Origin of the sequence: Actinokineospora terrae (assembly GCF_900111175.1) — a bacterium.
In the GTDB taxonomy this organism is placed as follows: domain Bacteria; phylum Actinomycetota; class Actinomycetes; order Mycobacteriales; family Pseudonocardiaceae; genus Actinokineospora; species Actinokineospora terrae.
In genome coordinates, this window is the sequence record NZ_FOGI01000011.1 from 200,206 (window position 1) to 213,655 (window position 13,450).

At 70.0% G+C, this 13,450-nt stretch carries 10 protein-coding genes; 5 read left to right on the plus strand and 5 right to left on the minus strand.

All coding sequences use genetic code 11. The features are described 5' to 3' along the window. Positions 1-54 precede the first annotated feature (54 nt). The gene (locus tag BMY07_RS24990; RefSeq protein WP_143073630.1) at positions 55-2,370 is read left to right on the plus strand and encodes a tetratricopeptide repeat protein; all 2,316 of its coding nucleotides are present in this window, start codon (positions 55-57) and stop codon (positions 2,368-2,370) included. Here the strand turns inward: BMY07_RS24990 and BMY07_RS24995 are convergent. The 4 genes from BMY07_RS24995 to BMY07_RS25015 all read right to left on the minus strand — a co-directional run bounded on the left by BMY07_RS24995 (position 2,367) and on the right by BMY07_RS25015 (position 7,904). Continuing rightward, positions 2,367-4,787, minus strand: a complete 2,421-nt coding sequence (locus tag BMY07_RS24995) for an FtsX-like permease family protein (RefSeq protein WP_092783472.1) — start codon at positions 4,785-4,787, stop codon at positions 2,367-2,369. The two genes, BMY07_RS24990 and BMY07_RS24995, sit on opposite strands and share 4 nt — an antisense overlap. Positions 4,788-5,096: 309 nt before the next feature. After that, the gene (locus BMY07_RS25005) at positions 5,097-5,834 is read right to left on the minus strand and encodes an ABC transporter ATP-binding protein (RefSeq protein ID WP_092783478.1); all 738 of its coding nucleotides are present in this window, start codon (positions 5,832-5,834) and stop codon (positions 5,097-5,099) included. Positions 5,835-5,931: 97 nt separating this feature from the next. Further along, on the minus strand, positions 5,932-7,146 hold the full coding sequence (locus tag BMY07_RS34525; RefSeq protein ID WP_092783481.1) for a DUF6923 family protein: 1,215 nt from the start codon (positions 7,144-7,146) through the stop codon (positions 5,932-5,934). Continuing rightward, positions 7,143-7,904, minus strand: a complete 762-nt coding sequence (locus BMY07_RS25015; RefSeq protein ID WP_092783484.1) for a bestrophin-like domain — start codon at positions 7,902-7,904, stop codon at positions 7,143-7,145. Before BMY07_RS25015 ends, BMY07_RS34525 begins: the two co-directional genes overlap by 4 nt. A gap of 448 nt (positions 7,905-8,352) precedes the next feature. Here BMY07_RS25015 and BMY07_RS25020 point away from each other — a divergent pair, with 448 nt between their 5' ends. From BMY07_RS25020 to BMY07_RS25035, 4 genes are all read left to right on the plus strand, one after another. Further along, positions 8,353-9,663: a DUF2252 domain-containing protein gene (locus BMY07_RS25020; protein WP_092783487.1), complete on the plus strand. Its 1,311-nt coding sequence runs from the start codon at positions 8,353-8,355 to the stop codon at positions 9,661-9,663. 50 nt (positions 9,664-9,713) lie between these two features. Further along, positions 9,714-11,345 carry an alkaline phosphatase D family protein gene (locus BMY07_RS25025; RefSeq protein ID WP_092783490.1) on the plus strand — a complete coding sequence of 544 codons (1,632 nt, stop codon included), beginning with the start codon at positions 9,714-9,716 and terminating at the stop codon, positions 11,343-11,345. 29 nt (positions 11,346-11,374) lie between these two features. Continuing rightward, positions 11,375-12,430 carry a hypothetical protein gene (locus BMY07_RS25030; protein ID WP_092783493.1) on the plus strand — a complete coding sequence of 352 codons (1,056 nt, stop codon included), beginning with the start codon at positions 11,375-11,377 and terminating at the stop codon, positions 12,428-12,430. Between the two features lie 140 nt (positions 12,431-12,570). Further along, complete coding sequence (locus BMY07_RS25035) at positions 12,571-13,080, plus strand: winged helix-turn-helix domain-containing protein (RefSeq protein WP_092783496.1); 510 nt, start codon at positions 12,571-12,573, stop codon at positions 13,078-13,080. Positions 13,081-13,135: 55 nt separating this feature from the next. Here BMY07_RS25035 and BMY07_RS25040 read toward each other — a convergent pair whose 3' ends face one another. Continuing rightward, the gene (locus BMY07_RS25040) at positions 13,136-13,435 is read right to left on the minus strand and encodes a DUF3467 domain-containing protein (protein ID WP_092783499.1); all 300 of its coding nucleotides are present in this window, start codon (positions 13,433-13,435) and stop codon (positions 13,136-13,138) included. Between the last annotated feature and the right edge of the window lie 15 nt (positions 13,436-13,450).

A 13,450-nucleotide genomic window follows, 5' to 3' on the forward strand; every position in this document is an offset into this window, starting at 1 on the left:
TCGGTGACCCCGCCTCCGATCAACATCACTCGACGCCTGCGAGGCCGCGAGGAGGTGATCGAAGCCCTGGCCAACCCAGCCGGAGGACAGGCTCACCTGCTGCACGGCCTCGGCGGCAGCGGCAAGACCTCGATCGCCGTCGACATCGCCCACCGCCCACTCGACCGGGACGTCTGGTGGATCTCGGCGGTCGACAGCGCCACCGTGCTGACCGGCCTGCGCACCGTCGCCCGCTTGGTCGGCCTGACCGCCGACGCGCCGACCGCGGACGAGTTGTGGGGAAGGCTCAACGGTCGCACTAGGCCGTGGCTGCTCGTCATCGACAACGCCGATGATCCTTCCTTGCTCGACTGCGACCCGGGCACTCTGGTCGCGGGCCGGGGTTGGGTGCGGCAGCCGCGTTCCGGCCATGGCCAGGTGATCATCACCAGCAGGCTGGGAGGCGATCCGGACAAGTGGGGGACCTGGCTCACCACCCACCCCATCCGCATGCTGACCCCAGCCGACGGCGCGCAAATCCTCTTCGACCACACCAACCACCGTGGCGGTACCCAGCGCGAGGCTGAGGCCCTGGCCACCCGCCTCGGTGGACTGTCCCTGGCCCTTACCCTCGCTGGTGCCTACTTGGCGCAGGCTATCGACGACCCGTGGCCCGACCCGGCCACACCGCGCTCCTTCGCCGAGTTGCACGCCGTTTTCGACGACAGCCACGCAGGTGCTCTGGGCATCGCCACCGGCGAACAACTCGGCAACCACTTGGTCGACCGCATCTGGCAACTCGCCGTCGACCTCCTCAAAACCCGCGACCTGCCCCTCGGTGCTCCGTTCATGCACCTGCTGGCCCACTTCGCGGACGCCCCCATCCCTTACCGGTTGTTGCTGGATCCCGAGACGGTCACCCAGTCCCCGATCTTCGCCGCTCTCGACCACGCCCAGGTCAAGGCCTTGCTCAAGGGAGCGTCCCACCTGGACCTCGCTGAGATCAGCCACATCCCCGAGCACCCCACGTTGCGCATCCACCCCCTGATGCGCGACGCGGCCCTGCGCTACCGCGACGCCGACCACGACGACCCCGAGTACATCGCGCTTGCCGCCACCCTCCTCGTCCACGCCTGTGCGGGGGAGGGCGAGGAATCGATGGAAGACCACCTGCGCTGGCCGTTCTGGGTCCTGTTCTCCCCCCATGTGGTGCACGTGTGGCGGAAGTTGGTGGCCAGCGCGGACCCCGACCCCGTGTTGATGGGGCACTACGCGCGGATCGTCTTGTGCGTCGCCCAGTTCGTGAGCGCCCGGGGTCTCGTCGACCAGGAGGGTGCCGAGTTCGAACGACTCAGCGGTGAGTTCGACCGCCTTTTCGGTGCGGACAGCAAACACACACTGCTGGCCCGGCAGGGCGCGGCGTACATGCGCATGAGAGCAGGCGACTGGCGTCGGGCACGAGTCGAGATCAACTCTGTCCTCGCCCGACAACGAATGATCCTCGGCGAGGATCACAAGGAAACCTTGTTCTCGCGATTCCACCTCGCCAGAACGTTCCTGATGGCAGGCGACCTCGCTACCGCGGAATCGCAGGCCGCTGCCCTCTTCGAGACCATCCGAGGTGTCTTCGGCGATACCCACGCGTACGCGCTGGGAGCGCGGACCTTGTGGATCACGGTGCTCACGGAGATGGGCAGGTACGACCAGGGCCGAGTCGAGAGCGAGGCGGCACTGGTGCTCTCACGTCGAGCCTTCGGCGACGAACATGCCAGCACCATGGAGATCCGCGCGAGCTATGCCAACCTGCTCCTGTACTTGGGGGACGATGCTGCCGCGGAAATCGAACTCCGCTCTCTCGCCGAGGACTCTGGTCGACTCAGAGGACCGCGGGATCTGACAACTCTCAACGCTCGCAATGGCCTCGCCGAGATCTACGTCCGGCGGAGTGACTACGTCGCCGCACTCGCGGTGTACGAGGAGGTCCTCCCGGCCGTGATCGATATGTTCGGACCAGCTGGGCAGGAGACGTTGGCGTTGCGGTGCAACCGCGCGAGGTCCCTCCAAGCTGCGGGTCGCTTCGACGAGGCGATGGTGGAGTACGACAGCGCTCTCCCCCTGTTCCTGGGGAACTATGGTGACCAGCACCCCGACACTGTGAAGATCCGGGTCAACCGCGCCGCGCTCCTGTCGATGATGGGACGGCGAGTGGAAGCCGAGAGCGAGATGCGGGCCGCGCTGGACATCCAACTTCGCACGCTCGGCCCTGATCATCCGAACACCCAGGTGGTCAAGAAGAACCTCCAGGCCATCCGACAGCAAGCCCTGGGGTTGGGCAGGCCGGTGATGTGGCATGGGCCTGGGAAGCGGAAGAAGAAGGGGAAGAAGCGCTAGTCGGGGAGGGTTGCGGCGGTGATGGGGCGGGTCTTGGTGGCGCGCCAGGTGGGGATGAGGGTGGCGGTGAGGGTGAGGAGGGCCATGGTGGTGGCTATGGCGAGGTAGATCCATAAGGGGCCGAGGGGGAGGAGGGAGTCGCGGACTACGAGGGTGAAGGGGATGAGGGTGCCTGCGGAGACGGCGGTGCCGAGGGTGAGGCCGACGAGGGTGGTGAGCAGGGCCTCGGTGGTCATCATGCGCAGGACCTGGGGGCGGGTGGAGCCGGTGAGGCGTTGGAGGGCGAACTCGCGGCGGCGGGTGGTGGTGGACATCGCGAGGGTGTTGATCACGGCGATGACGGTGTAGGCGATGATCATGCCGACGAGGGTGTAGTTGACCCAGGCGCCGATGTCCTGGCCTTTCTGGAAGGCGGCGGTGAGGGACTCGCGGGTGCCGATGACGGCGTCCGGGGTGGTGGCGATCGCGGCGGCGAGGGCTGTGGTGTCGCCGCGGAGCAGGATCTGCTGCGGCAGGGCCGTTGTGGTGTGGGGGAGCACCAACGAGGTCGGGGCCAGGATGGTCTCGAAGCCGGGGACGCCGGTGAAGGTGGCGGTGACCGTGACCCTGGTTTCCGCGCCGTCGCCCAGGCGGACGGTGAGGGAGTCGCCCGGGTGGTAACCGAGGGACTGCGGTGCGGCGATGGCGTTGCCGGACAACCTGTCCAGGGTGCCCTCGGTGAGGGTCACGGCGGTGGTGGCCGAGATGTCGCCGGAGACGGCCTGGGTGGGGAAGCCGTCGTCGTCCTGGCCGGAGTGGAACGGGGCGGTGATGTACATGCGGGTGCTCGTCAGCGCGGTGGCGGCGGTGATGCCGGGGGTGGCGCGGAGGCGGTCGGCGAGGTCGACGGGGAGTCCACCGGTGGTGGAGGTGACCACGGCGTCGGCGCGCAGGGTGGCGGCGTAGGCCTCCTGGGTCACCGCGACCTGGGTGGTCTGGAGGTAGATGTTCGCGGTCGCGATGCCGGTGGCCAGCATGATCGGGGTGACGGCCGAGGCGAGCCGGACCGTGCGGGCGCGGGCGTTGAGCAGGCCCAGTTCGCCCGCGACACCGGTGACCGCTCTGAGCGGCCAGCGCAGGACGGCCACCAGGAACCGGGTGATGCCGGGCGAGACGAGGGCCAGCGCGATCGCCCAGAGGATCACGGACGGTCCGGCGGTGCTCGCGGCGACCGGGCCCTCCATGACCGTGACGGTGACGATGGCCAGCGCGAGCCCGCCGCCGAGGGCCAGGAACGCCAGGACCGCGCGAGGCGCGCTCAGCCACCGCGCCTCCAGCGACGACTCGGTCAACGCCTCGGTCGGCCGGGTTCGCGCTGCCCGCCTGGCCGCGACCAGAGCCGCCGCGACCGTCGTCAGCAGACCGGACCCGACGGCGACGATCATCGGGATCCAGCCCTGGTGGAACACGACCCCGGCCGACACCACGCCCTTGGCCACGAGCTCGTCGAACAGCAGCTCGCCGATCCACCGCCCCGGGACGCAGCCCAGCACGGTCGCCACGACGCCGACCAGCAACGCCTCGTTGAGCACCATCCGGCGCAGCTGCCCCGGTGTGGTGCCGATCGCGCGCAGCAGGGCCAGTTCGCGGGACCGCTGCCGCACGGACAGGCCGAGCGTGGAGGCGACGACGAACACCGCCGTCGTGATCGCCAGGCCCCCGATGACCCCGGCGAGCGCGATCAGCCCGCCGCCCTTCTCCTCGGCGTCGGGGTGCTCGACCAGGCCGCGGTCGTCGCCCGCGAGGACGACCCCGAACCGGCTCAACCGCTCGGACAGCGCCGCCAGGTCTGTTCCGGGTATGGCCACCACGGACACGCTGTCCACAGTGGATCGCCCGGCCAGCTCGGCGACGTCTTTATCGGCGAACACCGGCCACTCGGATGTCCCGGCGACGTCGAACTCGCGTGACTTGCCCCGGTAGGAGACTGTGACTTTCTCGCCTGCCCCAGCGGGCAGCCATACCTGACCCGGCGCGGTGGTCTTGCCTGTGGACGCCGAACCGTGCGCGGTGGTGGGGACGCCGTTGATGGCTACCGGGAACGACACGTCCGGTTCGGCTGAGCGCACCCCTTGCACGCCCTTGACCTGATCGACGACGGCTGGAGCCAACCGCACCCGCTCGGTCAGGAGCACGGTGTCGGTGTGGTGCTTGTCGTCCTCATCGGACGGATCGTCCCGCGCCATCTCGAACTTGTTGGGCGCCACCACCTGGAGATCCGCGTGCGCCAACCGCTGCGGCGGGGTGGCGGTCCGGATCCCGGTCTCCATGAGACCGGCGCAGGCCAGAACCAGCGCACTGCCGAAGAACAGCGCGACGAAGGTGCCGAGGAAGCCGCCCTTGCGGAAGCGCAGGGTGCGCAGGGCTAGGCCAAGCATGGTGCTACCACCCTGGTTCGGCTGTGGGCCATCTTGTCCACTGGTGCCTGATGCTGATCGCGATGGCGCAGGGGACGGAGGGTTAGGCCGAGCATCACGCCACCACTCTGGTGCCGGAGCCCGGTATCGGGCCGCTGCGGTAGAGGTGTCGTCCGGACGCCCGTTTCCGTGAGGCTGGCGGAGGCTAGTACTAGGGCGCTGCCGAAGAACAATGCGACGAAGGTGCCGAGGAAGCCGCCCTTGCGGAAGCGCAGGGTGTGGAGGGCTAGGGCGAGCATGGGGTCACCGCGCAGGTGGGAGAGGTGGGCATCAGGCTGCTGCCCAGGCGCCGAGGTGGGTCATTCGGTCGGCTACGGCTTCGGGGGTGGGGGAGTGGAGTTCGCCGACCAGGGTGCCGTCGGCGAGGAAGATGACTCGGTCGGCGAAGGAGGCGGCTACCGGGTCGTGGGTGACCATGACGATGGTCTGGGATGACGCGGTGACTGCTTGGCGGAGGAGGGTGAGGACCTCGCGGGCGGTGCGGGTGTCGAGGGCGCCGGTGGGTTCGTCGGCGAAGATGACGGCGGGGCGGGTCACCAGGGCCCTGGCGATGGCGACGCGTTGCTGCTGGCCGCCGGAGAGCTGGGCTGGGCGGTGGCCGAGGCGGTTCTCGAGGCCGACCCGGTGCACCACCTCGGACATCGCGGCGCGGTCCGGTGTGCGGCCAGCCAGGCGCAGCGGGAGGGCGATGTTCTGCGCGACCGTCAACGCGGGCAGCAGGTTGAACGCCTGGAACACAAAGCCGATCTTGTCGCGGCGCAGCCTGGTCAGCTGGTTCTCCCCGAGCCCGGTCAGCTCGACCCCCGCCAGCTCCACCGACCCGCTGGTCGGCTTGTCCAACCCGGCGGCGCAGTGCAGGAACGTGCTCTTGCCGGACCCGGACGGCCCCATCACCGCCGTGAACGTCCCCCGCTCGAACCCCGCGCTCACCCCCGCGAGCGCGGCCACCGCCCCGCTGCCCTTGCCGTAGACCTTCCGCACCCCGGACAGGCGCACCGCGTCACTCACGTCTTCTCCCCGTGTCGATTCGACCTGGGACAGACGTTAGGGCGCTGAACAGCCGGAACCCATGGCGCTGGCACTAGTCTTCGGGGTAGGGCTAGCACTACCTCCGGCGGCGTCGGCTCCCCGCGGCGGCCGCCCCGGCGCCCACGATCAGCACGATCGCCGTCAGCCCCCAGCGCCGCTTCTCCTCGGTGCTGCTGCGTGCCCGACCAGCCGCCCGGGGGTCCTCTGTTGGCGTCGTCGGCTGCGGTCGGTACGAGCGCTTGGTCGTCAACTCAGGCGGTGGCGGGACGGGCGGAACGGCCGTGGTCGGTTGCAGCGGAGGCGGGGGCACCACCGGGATCGGGGTCGGGCTGATCACCGGCGGCGACACGGGAACCACCGGCGCACGGGCGGGCGGCGGCGCCGGAACAGGCGCCGGGCCGGGAGCCGGGCCGGGAGCCGGGGCGGGCGGGGTCGGCTGCGGTGTCGTCGCGGGTGCCACCCCCGGCAGGCACGCCGTGGCGTCCGACGAGCTCACCGCGGGCCACGAGCCCACCTCCGTCGCCGCGCCCGTACCCAGGTCGATCCGGAACAACGGTGACCGCCCCGCGATCCGGTTCGCGGCCGCATAGAGCGCGCCATCGGGAGCCAGCACCGCGACCCCGAACGACGCACCCCCCGGCAGGCCCGTTGTCGCTACCTGGACGACCTGCCCGTTCCTGAGGTCGACCCGGACCACCCGGCTGCCGCTGTAGTCGGACGCCACCCCGTACGCGACCCCACCGCGCACGTCGAAGTCGTCCACGCCGACGATCAGCCCCCGCGGCGAGGTCATCACCGCGTCGACCACACCGAGGTAGGTGTTGCTCCCCGGGTCCAGGTCGATCCGGTAGATGGCCGAGTCGACGCGCACGACCAGCTCGGAGCCGACGATCGTGCCCGCCGTCGCGCTGGTGAACCTGTCGTTGGGGAAGTTCAGCTCGTTGACCCTGCGCACCGGCCCGTGGTCGATGACGTCGCCCTCGGTGCCGATGGACACCACGTGCGCGCCGTCGCCGAACGTCCCCTCGGTGGAACGCGTGGACAGCCCCCACAGCGAGTTCGTGTCCTCGGAGTAGGCGATCGCGTTGACCCGGTAGCGCAAGGTCGCTATCTGCTGCGCCGCGGTGTTGGCGAGGTTGACCCGGCTCAACACCGAGAACCCGGTCACGTCCGTGCTGTGCACGCGGAAGAACGTGCACGACACCGGTGCCGCCTCGCCTTCCGCGAGCCCGAGCACGGCGCCACCGGCCAACACCACCCCTACGGCGCCGACGGTCGCGAGGCGTTTCATTGCAGTCGCGCCTGCGCGCTCTCGAACGCCGAGGGCTCTACCTTCGCCCCACCGCTGTAAGGGTTCTGCAATTGGTGCGTCGCGAACAGCAGCAGAGAGAGCGTTCCGGCCAGAATCGACACGATGACGATATGGGTAATCGGCCGAGGCCCACCGAACATCAGCGGTAGGGCTACCGACATGACGCTGCCCGCGATGAGCGCGAACCACAGCACGTCACTGATGCCGTTGCCCGCCGCGTTGAGCCTCTCCTGCCGCGCCTGGTAGACGTCCCACAGCTTGTTCGCCGCGTCGATCTTCTGGTTGTTCTGCCAGTCGTCGTTGGCGGGCGCCTTCGCCACCGCCGCGCGCATCCGCTCCAGCATCGACCACCCGTCGCCCGCGACGTCGTCGTTGCCCTGCTCCATGTCCGGCCACTCCTGCTCGACCACGGTGGTGGCGTAGTCGGCGCTGAGCCTGCGCACCTCGGACGCGGTCGGCTCGCCGAGCGAGTCCGTCGCCCACCTGGCCGCGACCAGGTTCTCCGCCTCGCGGTACGAGGTGTCCTCCGCGGCGCTGGTGCCGTCGAACAGCGAGATCAGCACGAACGCGAGCAGCACGGCGTGCAACCCGCCCACGATGGTGAACACCTGACCCGCGGCCTCGTTGTTGTCGACGGTGCCCAGGGTCTCGCCGAAGCGGCGGATCAGGTACGCGACGGCGGCGGTGGCGATGGCCGCGCCGAAGACCCAGATCAACCCGGAGAGGTAGATGTTCATCGCAGCTTCAGGTGCCCTTTCGCAAGAACATTCACGATATGGCGCACGGCGGTCCGTGACGCAGCAACTGTGCCGGAAGGACGGTCGCCGGTGCGCGGCGAGAGTGACCGAACTACTCGATCGGATTACCAGCCATCGTGAATTCCGCGCTACCGGCGAGTCCACAAGGTAGTGACCGGCGCGGTTGGCCCACAAGGGCGCCGGGCGAAAGCCCCTATTCGTTGCTCCTGAATGACCGAATAGCGGCACGCCGGTCCGGCCGGGCGCACCCAGGCGAGACCGAGCCCACCGGACGCGGGGCTTGATCGGCTGTCGGGGTGATGGGAACCTCTGCCGTGGTGACCACGCGTGCTCGCCGGGGCCGCGGGCACTCCCTCCACTGTGGAAGTGCCGCCCGGTCGGTCGGGTCCCGGGTCACCCGCGGCAGTTCACCCCCCGAGGAGTCCCCATGAGCGACGACCGTCGCCAGCGCATCGTGTCCGTCCTGCACGCGGCCTTCGCCGACCTGATGGCCGCCGACCCCACCGCGTTCCGCAGCAAGTTCCGCAAGATGGCCGCCGAGCCGTTCGCGTTCTACCGGGGCAGCGCCTGCCTGTTCTACGCCGACATGGTGGACGAACCGGACGAATGGTCCGACCCGCGCACCGGCCGGGTGTGGATCCAGGGCGACCTGCACGCGGAGAACTTCGGCACCTACATGGACGCCGAGGGCACCCTGGTCTTCGACGTCAACGACTTCGACGAGGCCTACCTGGGCGCCTTCACCTGGGACGTGCGCCGCTTCGCCGCGAGCATGGCGCTGCTGGGCTGGCGCAAGGCGTTCCCGGACGAGGCGATCACCCGGCTGGTGCGCGCCTACACCGAGACCTACGTCCGCCAGGTCCGCGAGTTCGCCGACAAGCCGGGCGACGAGATGTTCAGCCTGCGCCTGGACAACACCGAGGGCGCCATCAACCAGGTGCTCCTGCGGGCCAGGCTCGCCACCAGGGTCGGCCTGCTCAACGAGACCACCAGCGTGCGCGACTTCGACCGCGTGTTCCGCGTCGGCCCCGGCGTGCGCAAACTCGACGACGAGGAGCGCGCCAAGGTCGAGGCCGCGTTCGAGGGCTACCTCGACACCATCCCCAGCGGCAAGCGCGCGTCGAGCAGCCTGAGCTACAAGGTGAAGGACGTGGTCGGCCGCAGCGGGTTCGGCATCGGCTCGGCCGGGCTGCCCGCGTACAACGTGCTGGTCGAGGGCCGGTCGCAGGCGCTGGAGAACGACGTGGTGCTGTCGATGAAGCAGGCCAACGTCGCCGCGCCCAGCCGGGTGGTCGACGACGAGAAGATCCGCTCGTACTTCCACCACCACGGCCACCGGACCGCGGTCTCGCAGCGGGCCCTGCAGGCGCACGCCGACCCGTGGCTCGGCTTCACCGAACTCGACGGCACCGGGTTCGTGGTGGCCGAGTTGTCCCCTTACGTCACGGATCTGGACTGGTCCGACCTCACCGAACCGGGTGACATCCTCCCGGTGGTCGAGTACCTCGGCCGGGCCAGCGCCAAGGCGCACTGCGTGTCGGACTCCGACTCCGAGCAGACCCTGGTGGACTTCCAGGTGGAGGAGGCCATCGCGGGCGCCATCGGGGACCGGGAGGGGCCGTTCGTCGACGCCGTGGTGGACTTCGCGCACCGCTACGCCGAGCAGACCCGTCTTGACCACAGGCTCTTCGTCGAGGCGTTCCGGGGTGGTGAGATCAAGGGCGTCGAATCCGTGTGAGGGTTCACCGGATCGGGGTACGTAGCGCCGGGCGGAGCTGAGGAGGTTTCATGCCTGATCTGATTCTCGGTCCGGTGCTGCGGCACGTCGACTCGACATCGGCCACGGTGTGGGTGGAAACGGACGCGTCCTGCGACGTCACGGTCGCGGGGCGGTCCACCCGCACGTTCGAGGTGCTCGGGCACCACTACGCGCTCGTCGTGCTCACCGACCTCGAACCGGCGTCGGTCACCGAGTACGACGTCCGGCTCGACGGCACCGTCCGCTGGCCGGAACCGGGCGACGACCTGCCGCCCAGCCGGATCCGGACGCTGCCGGACGGCGGTGACCACGACTTCCTGCTGCTGTTCGGCTCCTGCCGCAAGCCGGAGAGCGACGACCCCACCGAGCACAAGCTGTGGGGCACCGACGCGCTGGCCGCCTACGCGCTGCGGATGGCCACCCAGGAGGAGGTCGACTGGCCGGACTCGCTGGTGCTGCTCGGTGACCAGGTGTACGCCGACGAGACCAGCAAGGCCACCCAGGAGTGGATCAAGGGTCGGCGGGACGCGAGCAAGCCGCCGGGCACCGAGGTCGCCGACTTCACCGAGTACGTGCGGCTCTACCACGAGTCCTGGTCGACCCGGCTGGTCCGCTGGCTGTTCGCCACCGTGCCCACCTCGATGATCTTCGACGACCACGACGTGCGCGACGACTGGAACACCTCCCAGACCTGGCGCGACGAGATCGAGGCCACCGACTGGTGGGCCAAGCGCGAGCGCGCCGCCGTCGTCTCGTACTGGATCTACCAGCACATCGGCAACCTCGCGCCGCAGGAGCTGGCGCAGGACGAGACCTTCCGCGCGGTCACCGCCTCCGGCAGCGACGCGGTGTCGGTGCTCAGCGACTTCGCCGACGTGGCCACCCAGGAGTTCAACGGCCGCAAGGGCACGAGGTGGAGCTACCGGCGCGACTTCGGCAACGTGCGGCTGCTCGTGGTCGACACCCGGTCGGGCCGCATCCTCAAGGACGGCCACCGCTCGATGGTCGGCGACGGCGAGTTCGAGTGGATCGAGGCCAACGCCGACGGCGACTACGACCACCTGCTCATCGGCTCCTCGCTGCCCTGGCTGATGCCGCACGTGATCGCGCACGTCCAGTCCATGAACGAGGTCTCCTGCCGCCGCACCGACTGGCGCGGCAGGCTCGCCGAGAAGCTGCGCCAGGCCGCCGACCTGGAGCACTGGCCGTCCTTCCGGGCGTCATCGGACCGGCTGACCCGACTGATCCGGCGCATCGCCGAGGGGGACGCCGCGACCGTGTGCGTCCTGTCCGGGGACGTCCACCACGTGTACGCCGCCGAGGCCACCTTCGACCGGCCGGTCAACGCCCGGGTCTACCAGCTCACCTGCTCGCCGCTGCACAACGCCGTCGAGCGGTTCATGCGGCCGCTGTTCCGGCTGGCCTGGTGGCAGCCGCTGGCCGGGGTGCTGCGCCGGTGGATGTACCGGTCGCCGGAGATCGAGCCGCTGCCGGTGGACTGGACGAAGGTCGCGGGCCCGTTCTTCGGCAACGCCGTCGCCACGCTGCGGGTTCGCGGTCGGGACGCGGACGTGGTCATCGAGATGGCAGGCGACGGCGACGACGGGCCGACGCTGCGCCCGCTGCCCGCCGTCGCGCTCACGGCGGGTCGCTCGAGCTGACCCGGGCGCCCGCTCCTAGACTTCGCGGCGTGGAATACCAGCTCACCGCCGATGTGTCGCCGCCGTCGGACACCGACCTCGACCCGTTGCAGCGCCACGGTGTCGCCGCCGTGCTCGACGAGCAGCTGGAGCTGCTCGCGGGCATCGAGGGACCGGACGGGGTCGAGGTAGAGCCGCTGGACCACAGGGTCGCGGTGCACCCCACCGGCGCCGTCATCACCTGGCTGCTGGACGCCCCCGCGCTGTCGTTCGCCGAGGAAGCGGCCAGGCACGTGCTGACCGAGCTGCTCGCCACCAGTGAGCTGCTCTCGGACTGGACCCTGGGCCGCTGCGAGGTCATCGCCTCCGACGACGACCTGGCCGCCGCGCTCGGCCAGGACGACCCCGAGCTCGACGACGAGGACGAGGACGAGGAGCTGAGCCCGGAGGAGGTCGCCGCGCTGCGCGACGAGCTGCTCGTCTCCGCGGGCACCCTGCGCGCGTTCGGCCCCGAGGCCTTCGGCCACGACCCGGCCGACCCGGACAGCCCGGTCTCCGCCGAGGCCGCGCGCCTGGTCGCCGGCGCGCTGGTGCAGGCGATGGAGATCCTCACCGACGAGCTGTTCGCCGACGTGCAGGAGCTCGAGGACGCCGAGGAGACGGCCAGCGAGGTCGACGCGCTCAGCGTGCTCAACCAGCTGCCGCTGCGCTACGCCGAGCACTACGGCGCGCTGTTCGCCAAGCAGTTCCTGGTGGTCAGCGCGATCCTGGGCTACCGGCTCGCGCAGCCGGGCTGGACGCCGCCGCTGTGCACCGCCGAGGCGCTGGCGCTGCACGTGCTCAAGGCCGAGGCCGGGGTCCAGCTCGACCTGGCCGGGCTGCTCGACGAGCTGCCGCTCAAGGACATCTTCGCCGCCTTCGACGCGCACGCCTTCGCCGACCTCGACCACGAGCGGCTCTTCGACCTCGACGAGGAGACCGGCGAGGACGAGATCGACCTGCTCGGCACCCCCGGTCTCGACATCGACGAGTGGTTCCTGCCGCGCGGCGCCGAGGTCCTGCACCCGTACCTGGCCGCGGAGTCCGCCGCCAGCCACGCCGAGTAGCTCCCACCTTCCGGACACCGTTGACCAGCCGTCGCCCGACTGGTCAGCTTGTCGCTGTGCGTCCCTCCCCGATCACCGGCGGTCGATGTCAGGGCTGAGCACCATCGCGTCTCAGCCCTCCTTCGAACCCAGGGATAACCATGGCCTTGTCCGCGCTGCCCACCCACACCGAACCCTTGAGCGAGCCAGCCAGGGTCACCCTCACCGTCCACGTGACCGCCGAGGCCGACCGCATCCCGGAACTCACCGCCGGTCTCGTCAACGCCCTCAACGCCCTGGGCCGCGACGAACTGGCGGTCACGGTGGACGGCCCGGTGGCCCCGGTGCTGCCGCTGCCCGCCCGCAAGACCGCGCCACTGCGCGTCCAAGCCGACGCCCGCCGCGTGCTGTGGCGCGACCGCGAGGTTGTCCTGACGCGCCTTGAGTTCGACCTCTTGCTCTACCTGGCCACGCACCCGAACCGCGTCCATCGCCGCCGCGCGCTGATGACACAGGTCTGGCGCACCACGTACGTGAGCGAGCGGACCGTGGACGTCCACGTGCGGCGCTTGCGGGGGAAGATCGGGGGCGGCGAGCAGTTGATCCGCACCGTGCGCGGGGTCGGGTACCAGTTGGCCGACCCCGCAGTAGTCGCCGTGGAGCGGGGATAAGGCTAGTCGCCGTGGAGCGGGGATAGGGGCTAGTCGCGGTCGAGCGGGGCTAGCGCTACTGCAGCGGCTTGCGGCCGGTTTCCTGCTCCCACTTCGACAGCTGCTGCTCCAGGGCCTTCATGATCTCGAAGACCTGCGACGGGGGGATGCGGACGCGGGAGACGATGCGGGCCGGGGTGGCGAGGAACTCGGTGCCGCTGTCGTCCTGGGCGGGGTGGTTGGGGCCGACGATGGTGGCGAAGTCCAGCACGAAGGACTCCTTGTCGTGCCAGACGACGGCGAAGTTGGCGTAGTGGCCGACCTCCTGCTCCGGGGGCATGTTGACCATGAAGCGGGATTCCAGCGGCTGGTCCATCTGCGTCCTCTCGTC